This window comes from Streptomyces sp. NPDC087428, from assembly GCF_044744085.1.
Lineage (GTDB): Bacteria > Actinomycetota > Actinomycetes > Streptomycetales > Streptomycetaceae > Streptomyces.
The window spans coordinates 247,705-272,010 of record NZ_JBIUXR010000007.1 but is presented as its reverse complement, the minus strand read 5'-3'; the positions used below and the strand labels follow the sequence as shown (position 1 = coordinate 272,010).

Annotated in this window: 19 protein-coding genes; 11 read left to right on the top strand and 8 right to left on the bottom strand. The window is 72.0% G+C overall.

What is annotated here, in order from left to right:
- Positions 1–45: 45 nt before the first annotated feature.
- Positions 46–723, bottom strand: coding sequence for a TetR/AcrR family transcriptional regulator (locus tag ACIO3R_RS17225; protein ID WP_402106414.1), 678 nt, complete (start codon positions 721–723; stop codon positions 46–48).
- Positions 724–810: 87 nt separating this feature from the next.
- Here ACIO3R_RS17225 and ACIO3R_RS17220 point away from each other — a divergent pair, with 87 nt between their 5' ends.
- Positions 811–1,758 carry an aldo/keto reductase gene (locus ACIO3R_RS17220; RefSeq protein WP_402106412.1) on the top strand — a complete coding sequence of 316 codons (948 nt, stop codon included), beginning with the start codon at positions 811–813 and terminating at the stop codon, positions 1,756–1,758.
- A 47-nt stretch (positions 1,759–1,805) separates the two neighbouring features.
- On the opposite strand, the gene ACIO3R_RS17215 is transcribed toward ACIO3R_RS17220, so the two are convergent.
- Complete coding sequence (locus ACIO3R_RS17215; protein ID WP_385036217.1) at positions 1,806–2,297, bottom strand: hypothetical protein; 492 nt, start codon at positions 2,295–2,297, stop codon at positions 1,806–1,808.
- A 426-nt stretch (positions 2,298–2,723) separates the two neighbouring features.
- Here ACIO3R_RS17215 and pip point away from each other — a divergent pair, with 426 nt between their 5' ends.
- Both pip and ACIO3R_RS17205 read left to right on the top strand, forming a co-directional pair.
- The gene (pip, locus tag ACIO3R_RS17210; protein WP_402106409.1) at positions 2,724–3,701 is read left to right on the top strand and encodes a prolyl aminopeptidase; all 978 of its coding nucleotides are present in this window, start codon (positions 2,724–2,726) and stop codon (positions 3,699–3,701) included.
- An 88-nt stretch (positions 3,702–3,789) separates the two neighbouring features.
- Positions 3,790–4,785: an aldo/keto reductase gene (locus tag ACIO3R_RS17205; protein WP_385036219.1), complete on the top strand. Its 996-nt coding sequence runs from the start codon at positions 3,790–3,792 to the stop codon at positions 4,783–4,785.
- A 237-nt stretch (positions 4,786–5,022) separates the two neighbouring features.
- On the opposite strand, the gene ACIO3R_RS17200 is transcribed toward ACIO3R_RS17205, so the two are convergent.
- Positions 5,023–6,357 carry an MFS transporter gene (locus tag ACIO3R_RS17200; RefSeq protein ID WP_385036220.1) on the bottom strand — a complete coding sequence of 445 codons (1,335 nt, stop codon included), beginning with the start codon at positions 6,355–6,357 and terminating at the stop codon, positions 5,023–5,025.
- Positions 6,358–6,452: 95 nt separating this feature from the next.
- A complete protein-coding gene (locus tag ACIO3R_RS17195) occupies positions 6,453–6,893 on the bottom strand; it encodes a MarR family winged helix-turn-helix transcriptional regulator (RefSeq protein ID WP_219573152.1) in 441 nt (146 codons plus the stop codon).
- 145 nt (positions 6,894–7,038) lie between these two features.
- On the opposite strand from ACIO3R_RS17195, the gene ACIO3R_RS17190 reads away from it, so the two are divergent.
- Entirely contained in the window at positions 7,039–7,251 is a 213-nt protein-coding gene (locus ACIO3R_RS17190; protein ID WP_385036221.1) for a hypothetical protein, read from the top strand.
- A 28-nt stretch (positions 7,252–7,279) separates the two neighbouring features.
- Here ACIO3R_RS17190 and ACIO3R_RS17185 read toward each other — a convergent pair whose 3' ends face one another.
- Entirely contained in the window at positions 7,280–8,734 is a 1,455-nt protein-coding gene (locus ACIO3R_RS17185; RefSeq protein ID WP_385036222.1) for an NCS2 family permease, read from the bottom strand.
- A 197-nt stretch (positions 8,735–8,931) separates the two neighbouring features.
- Between ACIO3R_RS17185 and ACIO3R_RS17180 the strand changes: the two genes are divergently transcribed.
- Entirely contained in the window at positions 8,932–9,228 is a 297-nt protein-coding gene (locus ACIO3R_RS17180) for a DUF2530 domain-containing protein (RefSeq protein WP_402106405.1), read from the top strand.
- A 158-nt stretch (positions 9,229–9,386) separates the two neighbouring features.
- The gene (locus tag ACIO3R_RS17175) at positions 9,387–11,870 is read left to right on the top strand and encodes an HAD-IC family P-type ATPase (RefSeq protein ID WP_402106403.1); all 2,484 of its coding nucleotides are present in this window, start codon (positions 9,387–9,389) and stop codon (positions 11,868–11,870) included.
- Between the two features lie 43 nt (positions 11,871–11,913).
- Here ACIO3R_RS17175 and ACIO3R_RS17170 read toward each other — a convergent pair whose 3' ends face one another.
- From ACIO3R_RS17170 to ACIO3R_RS17160, 3 genes are all read right to left on the bottom strand, one after another.
- Positions 11,914–12,858, bottom strand: coding sequence for a hypothetical protein (locus tag ACIO3R_RS17170; RefSeq protein WP_402106400.1), 945 nt, complete (start codon positions 12,856–12,858; stop codon positions 11,914–11,916).
- A 243-nt stretch (positions 12,859–13,101) separates the two neighbouring features.
- A complete protein-coding gene (locus tag ACIO3R_RS17165) occupies positions 13,102–16,308 on the bottom strand; it encodes a sacsin N-terminal ATP-binding-like domain-containing protein (RefSeq protein WP_402106616.1) in 3,207 nt (1,068 codons plus the stop codon).
- A gap of 279 nt (positions 16,309–16,587) precedes the next feature.
- Positions 16,588–17,514 carry a DUF3027 domain-containing protein gene (locus ACIO3R_RS17160; protein WP_385036226.1) on the bottom strand — a complete coding sequence of 309 codons (927 nt, stop codon included), beginning with the start codon at positions 17,512–17,514 and terminating at the stop codon, positions 16,588–16,590.
- A gap of 420 nt (positions 17,515–17,934) precedes the next feature.
- Between ACIO3R_RS17160 and ACIO3R_RS17155 the strand changes: the two genes are divergently transcribed.
- The 5 genes from ACIO3R_RS17155 to rph all read left to right on the top strand — a co-directional run bounded on the left by ACIO3R_RS17155 (position 17,935) and on the right by rph (position 24,305).
- Complete coding sequence (locus ACIO3R_RS17155; protein WP_402106398.1) at positions 17,935–19,389, top strand: MFS transporter; 1,455 nt, start codon at positions 17,935–17,937, stop codon at positions 19,387–19,389.
- Positions 19,390–19,416: 27 nt separating this feature from the next.
- Complete coding sequence (locus ACIO3R_RS17150) at positions 19,417–19,899, top strand: DUF2771 domain-containing protein (protein WP_385036228.1); 483 nt, start codon at positions 19,417–19,419, stop codon at positions 19,897–19,899.
- A 39-nt stretch (positions 19,900–19,938) separates the two neighbouring features.
- Positions 19,939–20,646, top strand: coding sequence for a futalosine hydrolase (locus ACIO3R_RS17145; RefSeq protein ID WP_402106397.1), 708 nt, complete (start codon positions 19,939–19,941; stop codon positions 20,644–20,646).
- Positions 20,627–21,484 (top strand): 1,4-dihydroxy-6-naphthoate synthase, encoded by an 858-nt coding sequence (locus ACIO3R_RS17140; protein WP_402106396.1) that lies wholly within the window; start codon positions 20,627–20,629, stop codon positions 21,482–21,484. Before ACIO3R_RS17145 ends, ACIO3R_RS17140 begins: the two co-directional genes overlap by 20 nt.
- Before the next feature lie 184 nt (positions 21,485–21,668).
- Positions 21,669–24,305, top strand: coding sequence for a rifamycin-inactivating phosphotransferase (gene rph, locus ACIO3R_RS17135; protein WP_402106394.1), 2,637 nt, complete (start codon positions 21,669–21,671; stop codon positions 24,303–24,305).
- Position 24,306: the final 1 nt, after the last annotated feature.

Genomic DNA, 24,306 nt, shown 5'->3' with positions numbered 1-24,306 from the left:
TCTCTTCCGTCATGAGGGGGCGCCCCGTGCCGTTGTCGGCCGGGGTCAGCCGGCCGTCGCCGGCCGCAGCGCGTCCATGACGAGATCGATCAGCCGCCCGATCTGCTCGGAGGCGGTGCCGCCGGTGGCGGCGGTGCCCGCCAGGAAGATCCCCAGCAGCATCACGGTGACGTCGTCCGGCTCGACGTCGGCGCGGAGCGAACCGGTCTCGGCCCCGGCGGCAAGGATCGTGGCGATGGCGGTGGTGATGCGCTCCCGGGTGGCGGGGGCGGCGATGCGCCCAGAGGCCCAGCCCGCACGGAGCGTGTCCGCCATGCCGCGCTTCGTCGCGACGAACCCCGCGTAGCGCTCGATCCAGGCCCGGAGCGCCGCGTCCGGCGGAAGTTCCTGGAGCAGGGCGGGGGCACCGGCGGCGACGTCGTCGAGTTCGGCGGCGTACACCGCCTCCACCAGGGCCTCGCGGGTCGGGAAGTGGCGGTACAGCGTGCCGATGCCGACACCGGCCTCGCGGGCGATGCCTTCGAGGGAGACGGTGCCGTCGGCCGCCGCGAAAGCGGCCCCGGCGACCTGGACGAGCTTGTCCCGGTTGCGCAGGGCGTCGACGCGGGGGGCGCGCGGCTTCTTCCCGGGACCGGTTCCCGGGGACGTCGCGCCGGGCGCCGGGTCGGGGGGTGTCGGGTCGGGGGGTGTCGGGTCGGGGGGTGTCGGATCGGCGGACTTCAAAACGGAGGACCCTCCGATAAAAGTGCTACAGTCGATTGAGCGGAGGCTCCTCCGCTTCTCCATCTTCTCATGAGGACGGAATCTCCCATGCCTGCGAACAGCTCCCCCTCCCCTCAGCTCACGGCCACCGGCGCCCCGCGCGCCGGAGGCGCCGGAACGCTCGGGGACCTCACCGTTTCCCGCATCGGCTTCGGCGCGATGCAACTGGAACGCCTGCGCGACGACCGCGACGCGGCCATCGCACTCCTGCGCCGCGTGGTCGAGCTCGGCGTCGACCACGTCGACACCGCCCAGTTCTACGGTGACGGCTTCGTCAACGGGCTCATCCGCGACGCCTTCCGCCCCGAGGACGGCGTCGTGATCGTCAGCAAGGTCGGCGCCGACCCCGACCCGGGCGCCGCCATTCCGCTGCGCCCCGCCCAGCGGCCCGAGCAACTGCGGGCCGGCGTCGAGGACAACCTCGAATCCCTCGGCCTCGACTGCATCCCCGTGGTGAACCTGCGCCGTCTGGACACCGGGCCGGGCCTGCACGCCGAGGGCGACCAGGTGGTCGACCTCGACGACCAGCTCGCCGTGATGACCGCGCTGCGGGACGAGGGCAAGATCGGCGCCATCGGGCTGAGCGCCGTCACGCTGGACGGGGTGCGCCGGGCGCTGCCCGCCGGGATCGTCTGCGTCCAGAATCTCTACAGCCTGGTCACGCGCGGCGACGAGGAGATGCTGCGGCTCTGCGCCGAGGAACAGATCGCCTGGGTGCCGTTCTTCCCGCTCGGCGGCGCCTTCCCCGGGCTGCCGAAGGTGACCGCCGAACCGGCCGTCACCGCCGCCGCGAAGTCCCTCGGCCACACCCCCGCGCAGGTCGGCCTCGCCTGGCTGCTCCACCACGCGCCGAACACGCTGCTCATCCCGGGCACCGCGGACACCGGCCACCTGGAGGCGAACGTCGCCACCGGAACGGTCGCGCTCGACGACGACACACTGGCCGCGCTGGACGCCGTCGAGTCACGGCCCCTCGCCGATATCACCCTCGGCTGACGGACACGCGGCCGCCGCGGGGCCCCGGCGCCGGCCGGCCCGGACGCTCAGCGCTCCGGGAACCGCTCCCCGCACTCGGCGCAGTACTTCGGCACCGGCTCCCGGGACATGCGGCCACACTCCGGGCACACCCGGTCCAGCGAGCACGGCGCCTCGCCGCCCTCCCGCGCGAACGCCGCCGGTTCGATGGTGAGGCCGGGACGGCGGCGGTGGACCGTGAGGTAGGCGAGGCCGTCCGGCCCCGCGGTCACCGCGCGCCGGGAGGTGCGGGGCAGCCAGGTGACCGTCGTCGGGGTCAGCTCCAGGGGCGCGCCACCACCCGCCGGGATGAGGCGGCCGCCGCCCGCGAGCACGACCAGGAGCACGTCGAGTACGTCCTCCTGGTGCTCACCGACCTCCGCGCCCGGCGGAAGGCGCACCAGGTTGGCGTCCAACTCCCTTCCCTGCCGGTCCAGTTGCCAGAGCGCGCCGCGGGCGTCGGGGGCTGCGGCGGCGAGCAGGTCGTCGAGTACGGCCAGTACCTCGGGAGTCGCGTTCACGGCTCCCACGCTACGCCGCCGGACGCGGCGCCGGATCAGGCCGGCTGGGGCCACCCCCTGCCGAATCTCCTGCCTGCCGAATCTCCCGCCTTTCCGGAACGTCGTCGAGGTGGCCGCCGTCTTCGCGGTGATCTCGGCGTCCAACGCCTCGGGCAGGCCCGGGTTCGTCCCGCCACGTGCCCGTGAAGGGCTGAATCACCGTCACCAGCCCCTCCCCGCACCGCCTGCGCACCCGAGGACGAACCCGAGGACGAACCCGGCCGGCCCTGAGGACCCTTCCCCCGATCAGGTCCCGGAATTTGTCCGACTCCCCGAATTCCGCCCCGGCCCGATAATCCCGCGCAGGTCAAGCCAATCGGTGGTTTCCTTCTTGCCGTCCCGCTCAGATACCCATGTCGCACGCCACCGAGCCGAGGAGACACCGCCGTGGAACGCAGCCCGGACGAGAAGTACCCGCCGGTCGAGCCGTACGAGCAGGGGATGCTCGACGTCGGCGAGGGCAACCTCGTGTACTGGGAGGCGTGCGGCAACCCGGCCGGCAAAGCCGCCCTCGTCGTGCACGGCGGACCGGGCTCGGGGTGCACGGAGCGGCCCCGGCAGTACTTCGACCCGGACCGCTACCGGGTGATCCTCTTCGACCAGCGGGGCTGCGGCCGCTCCACCCCGCACGCGAGCGACCCGGCCACCGACATGCGGTTCAACACGACGGACCGGCTGATCGCCGACATGGAGCGGCTGCGCGTCCGGCTGGGCATCGACACCTGGCTGCTGTACGGGGGTTCCTGGGGCTCGACGCTGATCCTCGCGTACGCCGAGCGGTACCCGGAGCGGGTCAGCGAGATCGTGATCCCGGCCGTCACCACGACCCGCCGCTCCGAGATCGACTGGCTGTACCGGGCCGCCGGGCAGATCTTCCCCGAGGCGCGGGAACTGTTCCGGGCCGGGGTCCCGGAGGCCGCGAGCGACGCGACCCCGGACGTGCTCGCCGCGTACGCCCGGCGGACCGAGAGCCCCGACCCGGAGGTACGGGCGCGGGCGACGGCCGACTGGTGCGCGTGGGAGGACGCGGTGCTCTCCCAGGAGGCGTACACCGGACCGCCGCCGTACAGCGGCCGGCCCGCACGGGCGCGGCAGGCACTGGTGCGGATCTGCGCGCACTACTTCTCGCACGGCGCCTGGCTGGAGGAGGGGCAGCTGATCCGGGACGCCGGGCGGCTGGCGGGAATCCCGGGCGTGCTGGTGCACGGGCGCTTCGACCTGGGCGGCCCGCTGATCACCGCGTGGGAGCTGGCGAAGGCGTGGCCGGACGCGGAGCTGACCGTGATCGACGACGCGGGCCATCTCGGCGGCGCGGCGACGAGCCGCGCGGTGCTGGCGGCGCTGGACCGGTTCGCGGACCGGTAGCGGGCCCGGTTCGGCGGACCGGGTGAGAGCGCCGCGCCGCGGAACTCCGCCCTTGCTTCGAGCGGACTCCAAGGCGTTGGGTTGACCCATGAAGTACACGCAGCTCGGACGCACCGGACTCAAAGTCAGCCGCCTCGTTCTGGGGACGATGAACTTCGGCCCAGAGACCAACGAGAGCGACAGCCACGCACTCATGGACGCCGCCCTGGACGCGGGTGTCAACTTCTTCGACACCGCGAACGTCTACGGCTGGGGCGAGAACAAGGGCCGCACCGAGGAGATCCTCGGCACCTGGTTCGCCCAGGGCGGCGACCGCCGCGACAAGGTCGTCCTCGCCACCAAGGTCTACGGCAACATGGCCGCCGGCAGCGAGGCCTGGCCCAACCACGACAAACTGTCCGCGTTCAACATCCGCCGGGCCGTGGACGCCAGCCTGAAGCGGCTGCAGACGGACCACATCGACCTCTACCAGTTCCACCACGTCGACCGGTCCACCCCGGTCGAGGAGATCTGGCAGGCCATCGACGTACTGATCCAGCAGGGCAAGATCCTCTACGCGGGTTCGTCCAACTTCGCGGGCTACAAGATCGCGCAGGCCAACGAGGTCGCCAGGCAGCGCGGCAGCTACGGACTGGTCAGCGAGCAGTGCATCTACAACCTGATGCAGCGGGGGGCCGAGATGGAGGTCATCCCGGCCGCCCAGGAGTACGGCCTCGGAGTCATCCCGTGGTCGCCGCTGCACGGCGGGCTGCTCGGCGGGGCACTCCGCAAGGAGCGCGAGGGCGGCGGCGCCCGCTCCACCTCGGGCCGCTCCGGCGAGGCACTCGCCGACCCCAAGGTGAGGGCGCAGATCCAGGCGTACGAGGACCTGCTGGGGAAGCACGGGCTGGAGCCCGGCGAGGCCGGTCTGGCCTGGCTGCTGACCCGGCCCGGCGTCACCGGCCCGATCTCGGGCCCGCGTACGCGCGAGCAGCTCGACTCCGCGCTGCGGGCGGTGGAGCTGGAGCTGTCGGACGAGGTGCTGGCGGCCCTGGACGAGATCTTCCCCGGTCCGGGTCCCTCGCCGGAGAACTTCGCCTGGTAGGAACGGGCCCGCGTGCGGCCGCCCCCGGCAGGCAGGTCAGCCGAGGGCGGCCGCCGCTGCGACGACGACGAACATCAGCACGAGCACGGCCGCCATAATGCGGTTTCTTGTCTTGGGGTCCACCCGACGAGCGTAACCGCCCACCCCGCCACCCCGGCGGCCAGGCCCGCGCCGAAAAGCGATACGGCCCCGTACCGGATACCCGGTCGGGGCCGTGATCGTGGGGTCGGGCGGCTCTCAGGCCGCCGTGGCCAGCTGCTCGCGTGGGACGAAGCGCACATGCGGGTGGCCGGGGCGCAGGTCGACCTTGAGGCGCAGGCCGCCGACGCGGGCCAGCATGAAGCCGACGCCGAGCGCGGCCACCAGCGAGAACGCCCCGCCGACCGCCATGCCGGTCCGGACGCCGTACACATCGCTGATCCAGCCGACGATCGGGGCGCCCACCGGCGTGCCACCGGCGAAGACCATCATGTACAGGCTCATCACCCGGCCGCGCATGGCCGGGTCGGCCGCCATCTGGACGCTGGTGTTCGCGCTGATGTTGGTCGTCAGACCGATCATGCCGATCGGGACGAGCAGGATCGAGAACAGCCAGACGGACGGCGACATGGAGGCGACGATCTCCAGCAGGCCGAACAACGTACCCGCGGCCACCAGCATCCGCAGCCGCGAGGAGCGGCGGCGGGCGGCGAGGAGGGCGCCCGCGAGGGAACCGGCCGCCATCAGGATGTTGAAGAACGAGTACATCCCGGCGCCGCCGTCGAAGACCTCGTCGGCGAAGGCCGTCAGCCAGATCGGGAAGTTGAATCCGAACGTGCCGACGAAGCCGACGAGGACGATCGGCCAGATCAGCTCCGGCCGGCCGGAGACGTAACGCAGCCCCTCGCGGAGCTGCCCCTTCGCGCGCGGCACGACGACGGCCTTGTGCAGCTCGCTCGTGCGCATCATCATCAGGCCGACGAGCGGCGCGAGGAACGACAGGCCGTTGAACATGAAGGCCCAGCCGCTGCCGACCGAGGTGATCAGCACACCCGCGACGGCGGGGCCGATGAGCCGGGCGGACTGGAAGTTCGCCGAGTTCAGGCTGACCGCGTTCCGCAGCTGGGCGGGGCCGACCATCTCGGAGACGAACGACTGGCGGGCCGGGTTGTCCACGACCGTGACCATGCCGAGCAGGAAGGCGATCAGGTAGACGTGCCACACCTGGACCACACCGGAGAGGGTGAGCACGGCGAGGGCGACACCGCACAGGCCGAGCGCGGCCTGGCTGAAGAGGAGGAGCTTGCGCTTGGGCAGGCGGTCGGCGATGACGCCGCCGTACAGGCCGAAGAGCAGCATGGGGAGGAACTGGAGTGCCGTGGTGATGCCGACGGCGGCAGCGGACCCGGTGAGGCTCAGAACGAGCCAGTCCTGCGTGATGCGGGACATCCAGGTACCGGTGTTGGAGATCACGGCGCCCGTGGCGAACAGGCGGTAGTTACGGATCTTCAGCGACGAGAAGGTCCCGCCGGGCTTGCTCTCGTGGGTGGAAGTCGGTGCGGGGGCGGAGTCTGCTCCGGATCCCGTACTCAAAAGGGTTCGCCTCCTCGGGCGTGGACATTGCGCGGGCTGACGGGGATGCGGCGGTGGGGCGGTGCGCCGGCTGTGGTGCGGCGCGGCCCGCTCCGCTACAGGTGGGCGAGCTTCTCCAGCACGGGCGCCGCGTTGCGCAGCGTCTCCCACTCGTCCTCGTCCAGGCCTTCGGCGAGGGTGGTCAGCCAGGCGTTCCGCTTGGAGCGGCTCTCGGCGAGCATGGCCTCGGCCTGCTCGGTCTGGCTGACCATCTTCTGACGACGGTCATCGGGGTGCGGTTCCAGTCTGACAAGTCCCTTGGCTTCCAGCAGCGCGACGATGCGGGTCATCGACGGCGGCTGCACATGCTCCTTGCGGGCCAGCTCGCCGGGAGTGGCCGAACCGCAACGCGCGAGGGTGCCGAGCACCGACATCTCGGTGGGGCTCAGCGACTCGTCGACGCGCTGGTGCTTGAGGCGCCGGCCGAGCAGCATGACGGCGGAACGAAGGGAGCTCACGGCGGCGGCACTGTCGCTGTCGTGGATCAGGTCAGGCATGTTTGTTAGCGTAACTCATTACCTACCCTAAAGACCACTCGGTGGTACACGCGCGAGAGCCGAATCACCAATCGATCACCCAAACGAGTGAGTCCGTTCCGGAAAGTCACGCGTGTCGGGCCCGGAGGACGTAACCCTGCATGGCATGGGATCGACAGTGCTCAGCCTGCGGATAGACGGTGAGCTGCTCGACCGGCTCAAGCAGCACGCCGCCAGACGCGGAATGAGCGTCCAGGACTATGTGGTCCGGACGCTCATTCGCGATGACTTCGACGAGCGCTTCCAGGCGGCCGTCGACGAGACAGAGAAGTTCTACGGGGCGGAGGCGGAGGGCGTCGCGGCCGAAGAGGTCACCTGACCCCGCCGGCCGCGCCCCCCGCGAGGGATCACGTGAGGCCGAGCGCCGGCATCGCGTAGTAGAAGACGAAGACCGCCGACACCGCGTACATGGCCACCGGCACCGAGCGCCCGCGCCCGGCGGCCAGCCGCAGTACGCAGAACGCGATGAAGCCGATGCCGATGCCGTTGGTGATCGAGTACGTGAACGGCATCATCACCATGGCGAGGAAGGCCGGCATCGAGAGCGTGTAGTCGCTCCAGTCGATGTCCCGCACCGAGCCCGCGATGATCAGGAAGCCCACCGCCAGCAGGGCCGGAGTGGCCGCCTGCGAGGGGACCATCGTCGCCAGCGGTGTCAGGAACAGCGCCGCGGTGAACAGCAGACCCGTGACGATGCTCGCGAAGCCGGTGCGGGCCCCCTCGCCGACACCCGCCGTGGACTCCACGAAGCAGGTGCCTGCGGAGGCGGAGCCCGCGCCGCCCGCGGCGACCGCGATGCCGTCGACGAACAGCACCTTGTTGATGCCGGGGAAGTTGCCGTCCTTGTCCATCAGCTTGGCCTCGTCGCCGACGCCGAGGATGGTGCCCATCGCGTCGAAGAAGCAGGACAGCAGCACGGTGAAGACGAACAGGATGCCGGTGAGCACCCCGACCTTGCCGAAGCCGCCGAACAGGCTGACCTCGCCGATCAGCCCGAAGTCCGGGGTGGCGACCGGATTGCCCGGCCACTGCGGGACGGTCAGGCCCCAGGCCTCGCCCGGCAGGTCCGCGATCGCGTCGATGATCAGCGCGACCACCGTCATCGTGACGATGGAGATCAGGATCGCGCCCGGCACCTTGCGGACGATCAGCGCGAGGGTGAGCAGCGCGCCCAGCACGAAGACCAGGACCGGCCAGCCGTTGAGGTGGCCGTCGTTGCCGAGCTGGAGCGGGACGGTGGTGTGCGCGGCGTCCGGGATGCGGGAGACGAAGCCCGAGTCGACCAGGCCGATCAGCAGGATGAAGAGGCCGATGCCGATCGCGATGCCCTTGCGGAGCGAGGTCGGTACGGCGTTCATCACGCGTTCCCGCAGCCCGGTCGCGACCAGCAGCATGACCACGATGCCCGCGAGGACGACCATGCCCATCGCGTCGGGCCAGCTCATCCGCGGGGCGAGCTGGAGGGCGACGACCGTGTTGACGCCGAGGCCCGCGGCCAGGGCGATCGGCACGTTGCCGATGACGCCCATGAGGAGCGTGGAGAAGGCCGCGACCAGCACGGTCGCGGTGACCAGCTGGCCGCCGTCGAGCTGGTGCCCGTACATGTCCTTCGCGCTGCCCAGGATGATCGGGTTCAGCACGATGATGTACGCCATCGCGAAGAAGGTGGCGAATCCGCCACGGATCTCACGGGCGACCGACGACCCCCGCTCGGAGATCTTGAAGTAACGGTCCAGGCCGCCGGAAGGCTGGGGAGCCGGGGGCTGTTCGGAATCGACCGGAGCGGTGGCCGAGGGGGGCATGGAGGACCTCAGTCATACGTAGAGGGGACTAAAAGAGGACTAAAACTGGTCAGCTTTGGACTTTCACACGAATAATTCGAGACAGCCGTAAGCAGATTCAGTATGAATACATAAGGCGAAGATCGCTATCTCCGCGCGTAGACCCTTGGGCCGACTGGTCGGGCGGCCTTTGTGCACGCGCCGCATACACTGACCGCATGGCGAAGTGGACACCGAAGCACGAGGCACCCGAGCCCCTGGAGGGGCCCGTCGTCGCGACCATCACCGGCGGCACGATCCTCTGGTTCGTCCTCTTCCTCGTCCAGCTCCCGTTCTACGGCTGGTTCGACGACCACGGGCACCTGTGGTGGGTGTGGACGTGTCTGGCCGGTGCGGGCCTCGGCCTGATCGGCATCTGGTACGTACGAGGACGCGACGCGGCGCTCAAGCGGGCCGCCGCGGCGGCCGCCGTCCCGCAGGGCGGCTCCGGGGACACCTCCGGCACCACCGCCTGACGCGGACCGGGATCACACCTCACGGCCCGGCGCCACTGCCGCAGGTCACAGGCCACTCCGCGCGCCGTACCACCACGGGACGATTCCCGTCCTCCCCCGGTCTGATCTTCGGACCACCCGGTGGGTGAACCGGACGTTGCACCCGTACCGTCTGAACCATGACTCAGCGGGCACTCGACCCCTCCGGGGATGAGCCGAACAGATCCTCCGTACCTTCCGGCACCGACCGGCCGGTGATGATCGACGCCGGTACCGAGCTCGATCCGGTGCACCCGGTCGAGCTCCCGGCTCCGGGCGGCGGTCGCGGGCTGACCGCGGCCGAGGTCGCCGAGCGGATCGCCCGCGGCGAGATCAACGACGTCCCGGTCCGCTCCTCGCGGTCCGTGCGCGAGATCGTCCGCGCCAACGTCTTCACCCGGTTCAACCTGATCATCGGCGTGCTCTGGGTGATCATGCTGTTCGTCGCGCCGATCCAGGACAGCCTCTTCGGCTTCGTGATCATCGCCAACACCGGTATCGGCATCGTGCAGGAGTGGCGGGCCAAGAAGACCCTGGACAGCCTCGCGGTCATCGGCGAGGCGAAACCCACCGTGCGACGGGACGGGATCGCAGCCGAGATCTCCACCTCAGAGATCGTCCTGGGCGACCTCGTCGAACTCGGCCCCGGCGACAAGGTCGTCGTCGACGGCACCGTCGCGGAGGCCGACAGCCTGGAGATCGACGAATCACTGCTCACCGGCGAGGCCGACCCGGTGCTCAAGCACGCCGGCGACCCGGTCATGTCCGGCAGCTTCGTCGTCGCGGGCGGCGGGGCCTTCGCCGCGACCAAGGTCGGCCGCGAGGCCTACGCCGCGCAGCTCGCCGAGGAGGCCTCCCGCTTCACGCTCGTCCAGTCCGAGCTGCGCACCGGCATCTCCACCATCCTCAAGTACGTCACCTGGATGATGATCCCGACCGCCATCGGTCTGATCCTCAGCCAGCTGGTGGTGAAGGACCACAACTTCAAGGACTCCGTCGCCCGGACCGTCGGCGGCATCGTCCCGATGATCCCGGAGGGCCTGGTCCTGCTCACCTCGGTCGCCTTCGCGATCGGCGTCGTACGGCTGGGCCGCAAGCAGTGCCTGGTCCAGGAGCTCCCCGCCATCGAGGGCCTGGCCCGGGTCGACATCGTCTGCCTGGACAAGACCGGCACCCTCACCGAGGGCGGCATGGACGTCACCGAGGTCCGCGCGCTGAACGGCACGGACGAGCCGTACCTGCGCCGCGTACTGGCCGCCTTCGGCGCCTCCGACCCGCGGCCCAACGCCAGCCTCCAGGCGATCATCGACGCCTACCCGGTCCCGGACGGCGAGGCCTGGGCCGTCACCCAGGCGCTGCCCTTCTCCTCGGCCCGCAAGTACAGCGGCGCCGCCTTCGACGAGGACGGCGGGCGGGCCTCCGGCTGGCTGCTCGGCGCCCCCGACGTACTGCTGTCCGAGGACGACCCGGCGCTCGCCGAGATCGAACAGCTCAACCAGCAGGGCCTGCGGGTCCTGCTGCTGGCCCGTGCGCAGGGCCCGCTCGACGACCCCGCGACCGCGACCGGGGCCGAACCGTGCGCGCTGATCGTGCTGGAGCAGCGGCTGCGGCCCGACGCCCGGGAGACGCTCGCCTACTTCGCCGACCAGCGGGTCGCCACGAAGGTGATCTCCGGCGACAACGCCGTCTCGGTCGGCGCCGTCGCCGCGAAGCTCGGGCTGCCGGGCGCCGAACACACCCTGGACGCGCGCCGGCTGCCCACCGACCCGGACGAGATGGCCACGGCCATGGAGGAGAACACGGTCTTCGGCCGCGTCACCCCGCAGCAGAAGCGGGAGATGGTCGCCGCCCTCCAGTCCCGCGGCCACACCGTCGCGATGACGGGCGACGGGGTCAATGACGTCCTGGCCCTCAAGGACGCCGACATCGGCGTCTCGATGGGCTCCGGCTCCGAGGCGACCAGGGCCGTCGCCCAGATCGTGCTGCTCAACAACAGCTTCGCGACGCTGCCGTCCGTCGTCGCCGAGGGCCGCCGGGTCATCGGCAACATCACCCGGGTCGCGACCCTGTTCCTGACGAAGACCGTCTACTCGGTGCTGCTGGCCGTCCTGGTGGTCTGCTTCCAGGTCGAGTACCCGTTCCTGCCGCGGCACCTGACGCTGCTGTCGACGCTGACGATCGGCATCCCGGCGTTCTTCCTCGCCCTGGCCCCCAACAAGGAGCGCGCGCACCCCCACTTCGTGCGCCGCGTCATGCGGTACGCGATCCCGTCCGGCACCATCGCGGCCGTCGCCACCTTCGTGACGTACCTGCTCGCCCGGCACCACTACACCGGCCCCGGCTCGCTGGACGCGGAGACCAGCGCGGCCACACTCACGCTGTTCCTGGTCTCGATGTGGGTCCTGGCGATCATCGCCCGCCCCTACACCTGGTGGCGGATCTGCCTGGTGGCGGCGATGGGCCTGGCGTTCCTGGTGGTGCTCGTGGTGCCGTGGCTCCAGAACTTCTTCGCGCTGAAGCTGGTGGGTGCGCAGATGCCGTGGACGGCGGTGGGCGTCGCCGTGATCGCCTCCGCCGCCCTGGAGTACGCCTGGCGCCTGGTGAGCCGCCGCTTCCCGGTGTAGCGGGGAAGCGGCGGCCCCAGCCGGCAGTTGCCGGGCGTGCGGGCTACTTCACGCTGACGTAGGAACCCGTCGCGGTGGCGGCCGGGGTGGTGGACGTACCGGCGAAGCTGTAGCGCCAGTAGCCGTTGGCCGAGACCTTGGCCGTGGTCTTCAGGTCACCCTTGTTGTTCGTCTTCACGGTCTTCACCGTGGTGTAGGTGCTGCTGCCCTTCTTGCGGAACTGGAGCTTCACCGGCTGGGCGGTGTAGCCGTGGTACTTCAGGTCGTCGAAGTTGGCCCGCGACAGCCATCCGGTGAACGTGAGGGTCTTGCCCTTCTTCACCGACTTCGCGGAGGTCTTGACGGACTGCTTCGACGCGCGCTGGACCGTGGCGTTGCCCAGCTTGTCCTGAAGCGCGAAGCCCATCTTGCTGAAGTCGGGGTTCTCCGGGTCCTCGCCCCGGAAGTCGACGGCGAAGCCCATCGCCTTCCACTTCGTGGCGTCGGCGTTGCCGAGCAGGTCGTATTCGGGCGTGACGGTGATGTTGCCCTTGCAGGTGGCGACCTTGGTGGACACCTTCTTGCAGACGGGGAAGTCATCGCTGTACAGCTCGTTCGACGGGGAGTCGTACGAACCGCGGTAGAGGTTGACGTCGAGCAGGAAGTCCGAGGCGAAGATGTTCACGTCGGCGGCGTGCGTCACGGTGAAGGTGGTCGCCACCCGCTTCGTGTACGTGGTCCCCACGACGATCGGCTTGCCGCCGTTGACGACGAGCTTGGAGAAGGTGAGGTCCATCTCGCCGGGCTCGGACGCGGCCGCGGGCGCGGCCGAGCGCGCGCCGGTCTTCGCGGCGGACTGCCCGGCGGCGGCGGACTGGGCCGCGCGCGCGACGGCGGCGGCCGAGCCGGCCGGACCGTGCGCGCCGTCGGCCTGGGCGGCCGAAGGAAGGACGAGGGCGGAAAGGGCCAGGGCGCCGGTCACGGTGGCAACGGTGGCACGAGTACGCATGTTTCGTTCCCCAAGGTGGAGAAGGGGGTCCGCCGCATCTGGTGGAGCGCGGACCCAAGATCGTCGGTGAAGCCTGGTGGCCTCACAGACAAGACGATCACCAACCGTGAAGGGTTGTGTGGGACTTGAGGATTTCTTGCGGATGCCGAAACGGCCGGAGCGGCCACGTGCTGGGACTCGGTGGCCCAGGCCGTCCCGCACCGCTGCCGCCTCCGGACCGGACGGGACCGGAGCGGCCCGCGCTCAGTCGAACCAGCGGTCCCGGGCCAGCTCCTCGGTGCGTGACGGGTCCTCCAGCAGGGCCGCGACCTCGAAGCGGCGCGGCCACTGACCCGCCGCCCAGGCCAGACCCGCCGCGACGCCCTCCAGGGTCGCGGCGTGCACGATGCCGTCCGGGGTGCGGCGCCAGTCCAGCTCGACGCCGCCCGCGCGCAGTTCGCCGTGCTCGACATACGTGTCCGGGGTGCCCGCGCCGAGCAGGATGCGGACGGACTCCGGGACCCGGTGCTCCTCGCCCTCGCTCGTGACCTCCGCCTCGACGCTCTCGCCTAGCCGCCGCACCTGGAACAGCTCGGCCAGCTCCGCCGCGTTCGCCGGGGCGACCGGCAGGAGCGGCAGCCCCGCGGTCAGCGGCAGCAGGTCGGGGGCGTCCGCGATCACCGCGTCCGCCGCGTCCACGACCCGCACCTCGCCGTCGACCACGGCCCGCAGCTCGTCCGGCAGCGTGACCTGCTCCGGGTCCAGCTCGGCCAGGGCCGTGTACAGGGAGTGCAGTTGTACGGGACCGACCGGGCGGTCCTCGTCCGCGAGCCGGCCGAGGAGCTCGGCCGCACCGCCGGGCTCGTCCAGCAGGGCGGCGACCGAGGTCCGGACCCCGAGGGCGCGCAGCACCTGGGCGTCGTCGAAGCCGGTCGCGTCGGCGGAGTCGTACAGGCCCGCCAGCCGGGAATCGCCACCGTCGGCGCGCAGGCCCGCCGGGCGGCGGCCGTCCAGCACCGGGTGGTCGCGCAGCCACCAGGCGGTGTACGGGCGCACCGACTGCGTCGTGCCGTCCGGGAGCAGCACCCGTACCGGCTGGGTCAGCGCGTCGCGCAGCGGCGGCCGGGCGAGGAGCGCGAGCGCCTGGGGCCAGGCGTCGTCGTCGACCAGGTCGAGGTCGCGGACGGCGACGAGTTCGGTGGCGACCGGCGGCACCGGGGTGTCCGGGAGCTGGTCGAGGATGTCCTCGCACCACACGTCGACGGCGTCGAGCAGCCCGGCGTCGTCCGATTCGGCGAAGTCGCCGTCGCGGGGCTCCAGTTCGTCCGGATCCAGGACCACATCGGTGGCCCGCACCAGGGCGAACGTGGCCAGCACCCCGCAGGCGGTGAGCGGCTGTTCGCCCCAGCGGGCGGCCAGCTCCTCGTCGCACAGGGCGAGTTCGCCCTCGCGCATGATCGCGGCGAACGGGCTTCCGGGCAGCACGAGTTCACCGGCCGGAGCGGGCTCGCCGTCTTCGTCGGGCAGCGCGAGCGCACCGAGCCAGGGCTCGTCGCCGGGCGCCAGGTCGGCGTCCCTGACCAGGGTGAGGACGGTCTCCACCAGTTCGTCGCCGTCGAGCGCGTCCTCGTCCCAGATCTCGCCCGCGTCCAGCGAACCGGCGACGGCGGCCCGCACCTGCGGGGTCGTCAGCACGGCGTGCGGGGTGGCGGGCAGGGCGCCCAGCTTCTCCAGGAGCGGGTGCGCGGCGTCCGGGTGGGCGACCTTCAGCCCGAGCCGGGCGAGCCGTTCCAGGACCGGCCCGGTCAGCGCGTCGGGGAACGGGAGCAGGATCTGCCGGGGGCCGATGGTGGTGCGGGGGACGGCCGGGGCCTGCGGGTCAGAGCCCTGGGACGTCGTCCCGGCGAGCGGCACCGGCAGCCCGGAGAGCCGGTCCGGGTCGACGCCGGCCAGGCTGTCGTACAGCCGCCGCCACCAGCCCGGGGCGCGCTCCAGTCCGGCGAGCCGGTCGATCGCCTCGGTCAGCGGCACCCGGGCGACGCCGAGCGTACGGAGCTCGGCCCGGCGCTCCAGGCCCGCGGGCAGCAGACAGGGCAGCACCTCGGCCAGCACGGCGACCGTCTCCGCGCCGACCCCCTCCAGCACCTCGGCCTCGATGGGCCGCAGGGCGGTGGTGGCCTTGCGGCCGTCGTCGGCCGCGGCGTCCCAGCTGTCCCACCGGTCGGGCTCTGCGGCGGGGTCGCGCGGGGCGGCGGGCTCCAGGAACGCGACGCGCGGCAGCCGTTCCAGGATCGCGCCGCGCAGCGCGCCGTCCAGCACGCCCTTACCGAGCGGTCCGGGCACCAGAGCGATGGTGGCGACGGACACCGGCTGCCAGTCGGCGAGCAGTTCGGCGTACGCGTCGGCCGCGCGCTGCACCAGGAAGTCGGTGAGCGGGCCGGGCGCGGGGTGGCGGCGGGTGGTGTCCAGCGGCAGCGACGCGATGAGCAGCGCGGGTACGCCGAGCGGTTCGTCGGTGGGCGTCGGCGCGTGCACGACGGGGGCGGTACGGGGGTGCACCGGGGCGCCCTCCGCGTCCACCGGGACGGCCCAGGTCACCGACCAGTGCGGGCGCAGCCGTTCCTCCAGCGGGCGGTCGGCGAGCAGGGCGGGCTCGACGGGGCCGTGCCGGGAGACGGTGCGCCAGCGGTTCGTCCCGTGCGCGGAGTCGGCGACGTGGGTGTACGGGCCGTGCTGCGACCGGGTCAACGTCCGTACGGTGTCCGGGGTCTCGATGACGACCTCGTCGAGTCCGCTCAGGGTGAGCAGCAGCGCGTCGTCGACGGCCCCGAGCAGCCGGCCGACCAGGTCCTGCGCGGTGCCGTCGCGCAGCGGCAGGACGACGACGGTGTCGTAGCCGTCCGGGGCGGTGCCCTCCGCGGGCAGCGGGAGCCGCAGCAGGGGCACGTGGCCGTCGCGGCGGCGCAGCTCGTCGCCCAGTCCGGGGCTGCCTACGGCGGCTGCCCCGGCGAGGTCGCGGGCCTCGGCGAGGGACCAGCGCACCCCGCCGTGCCGGCCGATGACGGCGGGTTCGTCGCTCACCGCGAGCACGGCGGCGAACCCGACGCCGAACCTGCCCACGGCGGAGTCGTGCCCCTCCCGCTTGGCGGAGGCGCGCAGGGTGGACAGCGACTCCACCCCGGTGGCGTCCAGCGGCGCGCCGGTGTTCGCGGCGGCCAGGACGGCGGGGGCGTCGTCGGTCGCCGGGTGCAGGGTGAGCCGGAGCCGGCCGGGCACCCGGGCACGGGCGGCGGCGTCGGCGGCGTTCTGGGCCAGCTCGACGACGAGGCGGTCGCGGTAGCCGCCGAGCGCGAGGTCCTCCTCGGCGTTGGCGTCCTCACGGAAGCGGGCGGGGCCGGCGCCCCAGGCGTCGAGCACGCGGCGCCGCAGCCGTGCGGTGCCGAATGGGTCGGCCCCCTCGGTCGCATTCATGCTCACGCTGTGACTCCCTCTTCCGGTGACGCCTACCCGTGCCGCCAAGTGTGCGCCCCGAAGCTACCGGGTCCGGACCCGTGCCCGCGCCGTCCTCGAACACCGGACGGGCCGGGGGCGGGGCGGGCGAAAGAAATCAAGCCCGTACGGCGATTGAGGACAGGGCTGTGCCCCGGAGCGAGCACACCGCTTCGAGCCCGTACGGCGATCGGGGACGGAACCGGCACGCCGGAGCAGCCCGCACCCCGGTCGCGCCCCGGAACCCCGCCCGGCCACCGCCTACGAGTGGCCGAGGTCCTCCGTCGGCGCGTCCGGCTCCACCGGTACCGAACCGGAATCCCGCGCCGGACGCAGCGGGTACTCGTCCACCTGCATCGTGTCCAGCGCGTGCGGCGCCGGCTTCGGCGGCTTCGGCATCACCGCGGCCTCCGAGTGCCCGCCGCAGCCGTACGACAGGGACACCACGTGCCCGTCCGCCGGACCGAACTCGTTCGCGCACACCCCGAAGGCCTGCTTCAGCGAACCCGCCAGCGGCACCAGGAACGCACAGGACACACAGGTGGCCGGAGCCGCCTGGGCCATCGGCGTCTTCGCGCCGAACCCCTCGTCCCAGCGGTCGGCCGCCGCGTACAGCCCGTACCGCGACAGCACCCGCGCACGCCGCATCCCGAGCTCGTCCGCGACCGCCGCGATCGAACCGCGGCGCGGGGGCTCCGGGCGCGTCGTCAGCTCCGCGTCCTCCGACTCGACGAGGTCGGCCAGCTCACCGGAGACCGGGGAGTTGGGCGGCGGCTCGTCGTCGCCGGTGTAACCCGGCTCCAGACGCAGATCGTCCGCCTCGGTGGGCAGCAGATCGCCCGGCCCCATGTCGCCCGGCCGCAGCCGCTCGCTCCACGGCACCCACTCCGGCGCGAGCAGCGCGTCGCCGCCCGGCAGCAGCACCGTTTCGTCCAGCGTGACGTTCTTCGCCCGGGAGGCCCTGGCGACCGTCACCGCCCAGCGCCAGCCCCGGTAGGCCGGGTCCTTGCACTCGAAGTAGTGCGTGACGACCCGGTCCCCCTCGGGGACCACGTCCACATGCTCACCCACGACCCCTGGCGCGGCTGCCTCCTCGGCCGCCGCGCGCGCGAGGTCTACCGCCTCGGCACACAGACGGTCGGGAACAGGGGTACGGGCCGTACGGCTTCTCGTCGTCGCAGCACTCACAGGTCTCGCTTCTCTCCTACGCCAGTCTCACGAGCGCGCCAGCACATCCATCGATTTCAGCCATTCGGTTGCGGGCGGAGCGGACCTGGGGGCCGCGTCGACGTCCACACCCGTTGTGCCTGCCTCGGGCGCACCTTCTGCAACCCATTCTGCGGGATCGCCGAGAGGCGCGCGGCCAAGAACAACCGCCGGTGGCGCGCTACGCACGCTACCCTCTCCGCCGCTTCCCGCCCACCTGCCCGTCCCAAACGACGCCGTATCCGGTGCCGTGTCCCCTGTAAAGAGCGCGCTCCGGCCATCGGGTTCCACCGGTCCGACACCCGCTGCGACCTGCCCGATCGCTGACCCGACAGGGCGGAAGGCACCGCGTCCCGCGCCTGTCCCGGTTCGGGAGGACCGGTCCTGGGGCAGTATGACCAAGTGGCTTCTGCCAGGTCGCACGACGGATCCGGCCCGCTCCGCAGGACGGGCCGGACGGTGGGCCATGCCCTGCGCAGCCCGTTCACCGGGACCGCCCGGGGCATCCGGAAGGCGACCCACGCCCACGGCGCGGGTGAGTCCGGTCTCGGAAAGCTGATCGAGCTGCACGCGGTGAACGGCGCGGGTGACGTGATGATCACGATCGCGCTGGCGTCCACGGTGTTCTTCTCCGTACCGACGGACCAGGCCCGTGGCCGGGTCGCGCTGTACCTCGCCGTCACCATGGCGCCGTTCATCGTCCTGGCCCCGGTCATCGGCCCGCTCCTGGACCGCCTGCCGCACGGCCGCCGCGCCGCGATGGCGGGCTCCATGCTGGCCCGTGCGGTGCTGGCGCTCACCATGTCGGGCGCGGTCGCCACCGGCGGCCTGGAGCTGTACCCGGCGGCCCTGGGCGTCCTGGTCTGCTCGAAGGCGTACGGGGTGGTGCGCAGCGCCGTCGTACCGCGGCTGCTGCCACCCCGGTTCTCCCTGGTGAAGGCGAACTCACGGGTCACCCTCGCCGGTCTCCTCGCCACCGGCGCGGCTGCTCCGATCGGGGCGGGGCTCCAGACGATCGGTCCGCCGTGGCCGCTCTACGGGGCGTGCGCGATCTTCGTCGGCGGCGCGATCCTCGCGTTCACCCTGCCGCCCAAGGTGGACTCGGCGAAGGGCGAACGCAAGGCACACCTCGTGCACCCGCAGGAGGACGACGCCGTCCGGCCAGACCCGCTCCGCAAGACCGCCACGCCCGGTGCCGAGACCGGGGCCGGCACCGGGAAGAAGCCGGCCAGGTCCAAGGAGAGGAACGGTGAGAAGCGGCCGGGGCTGCGGTCGGTCGGCCCGTCCGTCCTGCACGGGCTCCAGGCCAACGCCGCGCACCGCGCGCTCTCCGGCTTCCTGATCTTCTTCCTGGCGTTCCTGCTGCGCGAACAGCCGCTCTCCGGCCGGAGCGCCGCGATCTCGCTCGGCATCGTCGGCGTGGCGGCCGGGACGGGCAACGCGCTGGGCACGGCGGTCGGCTCCTGGCTCAGGGCCCGCGGCCCTGAGATCATCATCGCCTCCGTGCTGGGCCTGGCGCTCGGTGTCGCGGTGCTGGCCTCGGCGTTCTTCAGCACGGTCATGGTCGCCGCGCTCGCGGCCACGGCGGGCTTCACCCAGGCCCTGTCGAAGCTGTCGCTCGACGCGATGATCCAGCGCGACGTGCCGGAGGAGGTGCGCACGTCCGCGTTCGCACGCTCCGAGACACTGCTCCAGATGGCGTGGGTGGTCGGCGGCGCGATCGGGATCTCCCTCCCCCTCAACGGCGTACTGGGCATGGCGGTCGCCGCGGGCATCCTCGCGCTCGGTGCGACGGCCTCCGTACGGGGGCTGCTGGGCGCCGCGCGGCGCGGCTCGCCGCACCCCCGCGTGGCATGAGCCGGAGCGACCGATAGCCTTCGGCCCATGACCGTTGCGTTCTTCTCCGGTAAGGGCCGTCGAATCGGCGTCGCTCTTGGTGCCGTGTCCGCGGGACTCCTTGTCCTCTCCGCCTGCGACAAGCCGACGCCGCTCGCCACCGTGACGGTCGGCGACAACTCGGTGAACACCGAGGCGTCCTGCTACAACGACGGCAAGGCCCTCAAGGAAGCCGACATCAAGGGCTGCCTCAACAAGAAGGCCGACAAGACCGTCAAGGTCGCCATGGACGACAAGGTCCACTTCGGTGTGGACCCGTCGGTCTCGGACAACGGCTGGACGCTCTTCATCAACGGCCAGCAGGCCGAGCAGGAGCCGTTCAAGAAGACCTACCGGTCCATCCCGGGCAGCGCCTTCTTCGCCAGCCAGACCGGCGAGGCCACCGCGGACAAGACGCAGGTCAGCATCGTGGAGACCAAGGGCAAGGAGTTGCTGGGCATCTGGCACTTCGAGCTCAAGAAGACCAGCTGACCCACACCTCCCTCCTGTCGCTTCCTCGGAGGCTCCCCCGTGCGTGTGCTCGTCGTGACCGCTGTCCCGGTGGAACGGGACGCGGTCACGCGTGCGTTCGGGAACGGCACCGAGGTGTCGGTACGCCCGGTGCCGGGCGCGGAGATCCACCGCACCGGCCCCTTCGACGTCCTCGCCGGCGGCGCGGGACCGGCTTCCGCCGCGGCCTCCGCCGCGTTCGCCCTGGCCTCCGACCGCTATGACCTGGTGATCTCGGCGGGCATCGGCGGCGGCTTCGCCGGGGCCGCCCCGGTCGGCTCGCTCGTCGTGGCCGGCCGCATCGGAGCGGCGGACCTGGGCGCGGAGACCCCCGCGGGCTTCGTGCCCGTCACCGATCTCGGCTTCGGCCGGGTCTGGCACTTCCCGCCCGGCTCCCTGGTCAGCGCGGTGGCCGCCGCGACCGGCGCGGTGACCGGCGACATCCTCACCGTCTCCACCGTGACCGGCAGCGCCGAGCGCGCCGCCGCCCTCCTCGCCGGGCACCCCGGTGCCGTCGCCGAGGCCATGGAGGGGTTCGGGGTCGCGGAGGCGGCCGACCGGCTCGGCCTGCCCGCCCTGGAGATCAGGGCCGTCTCGAACGCCGTCGGCCCCCGCGACCGCGACGCCTGGCGCATCGGCGACGCGCTGGCCGCGCTCACCGACGCGTTCGGGAAGCTCATACCCGTACTGGAAGGCTGGACGACCCACCATGACCGAGACCACTCCTGACCCGCTGCGGATCGCCTTCTCGCCGTGCCCGAACGACACGTTCGTCTTCGACGCCTGGGCGCACGGCCGGGTCCCCGACGCGCCCGCCCTCGATGTCACCTTCGCGGACATCGACATCACCAACGGCATGGCCGAGCGCGGCGAGCTGGACGTCCTCAAGGTCTCCTACGCGGTGCTGCCGTGGGTCCTCGACGAGTACGCGCTGCTCCCCTGCGGCGGGGCGCTGGGGCGGGGCTGCGGGCCGCTGGTCCTCACCCGGGAACCGGGCACGGACCTGACGGGCCGGACCGTCGCCGTACCGAGCGAGCGCTCCACCGCCTACCTGCTGTTCCGGCTCTGGGCCGCGGAGACGGTCCCTGGCGGTGTCGGGGAGATCGTCGTCATGCCGTTCGACGAGATCATGCCGGCGGTGCGGGACGGCAAGGTCGACGCCGGACTCGTCATCCACGAGGCGCGCTTCACGTACCAGAACTACGGTCTGCACAACCTGGCCGACATGGGCCGCCACTGGGAGGACACGACCGGCCTCCCGATCCCGCTCGGCGCGATCATCGCGAAGCGCTCGCTGGGCGCGGACACCCTGAAGCGGCTCGCCGAGTCGGTGCGCACGTCCGTACGGATGGCGTGGGACGACCCGCTGGCCTCGCGCCCCTACGTGCTGGAGCACGCCCAGGAGATGGACCCGTCCGTCGCCGACCAGCACATCGGCCTGTACGTGAACGAGTTCACCGCCGACCTCGGCGAGGACGGCTACGCGGCGATCCGCGGCCTGCTGACCCGCGCCGCGGCCGAGGGACTGGTACCGGCACTCGGACCGGACGCGCTCGCGTTCGTCTGAGCGCGACGGGACGGCACCTCCCACCCGGCGGGGCGGGAAACGACAAAGGCAAGGAGGGAACGCTCTCCTTGCCTTTTTTAAGTTATAGCGCCCTGGGGGACTTGCCGCAAGCCCCCCATAACGGCGCAGAATCGTCGGCCTGTGCCACAACTTGTGGCTTTCCTATGGGGGCGGGGGTACCGCGATGACCGAGCAGTACGTGCGGGATCTTCAAGAGATCGACGGGACGCGGATCGCGGCCGTCGGCGGCAAGGCCGCGCACCTGGGCGAGCTGTCGCGGATCGAGGACATCCGCGTGCCGGGTGGCTTCTGCGTGACGACGGACGCCTTCCGGCGGATCATGGCGCAGGCGCCGTCGATCGACGGTCAGCTCGACCGGCTGTCCCGCCTGGACCCGGACGACCGGGAGGCGGTCCGCACGCTCAGCGCGCGGATTCGCCGGACCGTCGAGGAGATCGCCGTCCCGGACGACCTCGCGGCGGCGATCACCCACGCGCTCGGCGGGCTGGGCGACGGGACCGCCTGCGCCGTCCGGTCCAGTGCCACGGCGGAGGACCTGCCGACGGCCTCGTTCGCCGGCCAGCAGGACACGTACCTGAACGTCGTGGGGCCTGCGGCGGTCCTCCGGCACATCAGCCGGTGCTGGGCCTCGCTGTTCACCGAGCGGGCCGTGGTCTACCGCCGGCGCAACGGCATCGACCACCGCACGGTCCACATGGCCGTGGTCGTGCAGCAGATGGTCCTCCCGCACGCCGCCGGCATCCTGTTCACGGCCGACCCCGTCACGGGCAACCGGAAGGTCGCCACCGTGGACGCCGGCTTCGGCCTCGGCGAGGCCATGGTGTCCGGCCTGGTGAACCCGGACGTCTTCAAGGTGCGGCACGGCGAGGTCGTCGACAAGGTGATCGCCGCCAAGCGGCGTGCCCTGCACGCGCTGCCGGGCGGCGGCACGCGGGAGGTGGCGGTCGACCCGCGGCGGCAGGAGCAGCCGGCGCTGACGGATGCGCAGGCCGTACGGCTCGTGGAGCTCGGGCGGCGGATCGAGGGGCACTTCGGCAGCCCGCAGGACATCGAATGGTGCCTGGACGACGACGGCTTCCAGATCGTGCAGAGCCGCCCGATCACCACGCTGTTCCCGGTCCCCGAGACGGAGACCGCCCCCGGGAGCGCCTCCGGGACCGGTGGCCAGGAGAACCACGTCTACGTCTCCGTCGGCCATCAGCAGATGATGACCGACCCCATGAGGCCCCTGGGGCTGTCCATGTGGCAGCTGACGGCCATGGTGCCGATGCACGAGGCGGGCGGGAGGCTGTTCGTCGACGTCACCGGGCGCCTGGTCTCACCCGCGGGCCGGGCCGCCCTCCTGGACGTCATGGGGAGGGGCGATCCGCTGGTCAGGGACGCGCTGGAGACCGTCCTGGACCGCGACGACTTCGTCCCGTCGCTCCCGGACGCGGCTCCCGGCGGCCGGCCGGCCGCCGGTGCGTCCGCCCCGGCAGAGCCCGATCCGGCGATCGTCACCGAGCTGATCGAGCGCAGCCGGGCGTCCGTCGCCGCCCTGGAGCGCGACATCCGGACGAAGACCGGACCGGCGCTGTTCGACTTCCTGCGGGAAGCCTTCGCGGAGCACAAGCGGGTCCTCGGCGATCCGCTGAACCTCCAGGCGATCATGGCGGGGATGGAGGCCACCTGGTGGCTCAACGACAGGCTGCTGGAGTGGCTGGGCGAGAAGAACGCGGCGGACACGCTCACACTGTCCGCCCCCGGCAACATCACCTCGGAGATGGGGCTGGCGCTGCTCGACGTCGCGGACGCGGTCCGCCCGCATCCGGAGGTGGTGGCGTTCCTCCGGGGCGTCGAGCGCGCCGGGGACGACGGCTTCCTGGACGAGCTGGCGAAGCTCGCGGGCGGGGCCGGGGCGCGCGACGCCATCGAGTCCTACCTCGACCGGTACGGGATGCGCTGCGTCGGCGAGATCGACATCACCAGGCCGCGCTGGCGCGAGCGGCCCAGCACGCTCGTGCCGGTGATCCTCGACAACGTCAGGATCTTCGGGCCGGGCGCGGCAGAGCGACGCTTCGAGCAGGGGCGGCAGAAGGCGCGGGAGAAGGAGCAGGACGTGCTGTCCCGCTTGCGGGCCCTGCCGGACGGGGACCGGAAGGCCGACGGGACCGAGCGGATGATCGCCCGGGTCAGAACCTTCATCGGGTACCGGGAGTACCCGAAGTACGGCATCGTCAGCCGCTGCTTCGTCTACAAGCGGGCCCTGCTGGCGGAGGCCGGGCGCCTCGTGCGGGCGGGCGTGCTCCCTGAGCGGGAGGACGTCTTCTACCTCACGTTCCAGGAGTTCAACGACGCCGTGCGCGCGAACCGGGTGGACGCCCGGCTCGTCCAGCGGCGCAAGGACGCGTTCCGCTCGTACCACGCGCTGACACCGTCCCGGGTGCTCACCTCTGACGGTGAGGCCCTCAACGGCTCGTACCGGCGCGACGACGTGCCGGCCGGCGCCCTGGCCGGTCTGCCGGTCTCCGCCGGGACCGTCGAGGGACGGGCCCGCGTCGTCCTCGACATGGCCGAGGCCGATCTCGAAGCGGGCGACATCCTGGTCACGACCTTCACGGACCCCAGCTGGTCGCCGCTGTTCGTGGGGATCGCGGGCCTGGTGACGGAGGTGGGCGGCCTGATGACCCACGGCGCGGTGATCGCCCGCGAGTACGGGCTGCCGGCCGTCGTGGGCGTGGAGCGGGCGACCCGGCTGATCAGGGACGGGCAGCGGATCCGTGTGCACGGGACCGACGGGTACATCGAGATCCTGCCCTGAC

Excerpts from the sequence above, each read along its gene's own strand:
- ACIO3R_RS17185 (WP_385036222.1), bottom strand. The coding sequence starts at position 8,734 with ATGCCCCCCTCGGCCACCGCTCCGGTCGATTCCGAACAGCCCCCGGCT.
- ACIO3R_RS17150 (WP_385036228.1), top strand. The coding sequence starts at position 19,417 with ATGACCGTTGCGTTCTTCTCCGGTAAGGGCCGTCGAATCGGCGTCGCT.
- ACIO3R_RS17175 (WP_402106403.1), top strand. The coding sequence starts at position 9,387 with ATGACTCAGCGGGCACTCGACCCCTCCGGGGATGAGCCGAACAGATCC.
- rph (WP_402106394.1), top strand. The coding sequence starts at position 21,669 with ATGACCGAGCAGTACGTGCGGGATCTTCAAGAGATCGACGGGACGCGG.
- ACIO3R_RS17205 (WP_385036219.1), top strand. The coding sequence starts at position 3,790 with ATGAAGTACACGCAGCTCGGACGCACCGGACTCAAAGTCAGCCGCCTC.
- ACIO3R_RS17180 (WP_402106405.1), top strand. The coding sequence starts at position 8,932 with ATGGCGAAGTGGACACCGAAGCACGAGGCACCCGAGCCCCTGGAGGGG.
- ACIO3R_RS17195 (WP_219573152.1), bottom strand. The coding sequence starts at position 6,893 with ATGCCTGACCTGATCCACGACAGCGACAGTGCCGCCGCCGTGAGCTCC.
- ACIO3R_RS17140 (WP_402106396.1), top strand. The coding sequence starts at position 20,627 with ATGACCGAGACCACTCCTGACCCGCTGCGGATCGCCTTCTCGCCGTGC.
- ACIO3R_RS17190 (WP_385036221.1), top strand. The coding sequence starts at position 7,039 with ATGGGATCGACAGTGCTCAGCCTGCGGATAGACGGTGAGCTGCTCGAC.
- ACIO3R_RS17220 (WP_402106412.1), top strand. The coding sequence starts at position 811 with ATGCCTGCGAACAGCTCCCCCTCCCCTCAGCTCACGGCCACCGGCGCC.
- ACIO3R_RS17165 (WP_402106616.1), bottom strand. The coding sequence starts at position 16,308 with ATGAATGCGACCGAGGGGGCCGACCCATTCGGCACCGCACGGCTGCGG.
- ACIO3R_RS17170 (WP_402106400.1), bottom strand. The coding sequence starts at position 12,858 with ATGCGTACTCGTGCCACCGTTGCCACCGTGACCGGCGCCCTGGCCCTT.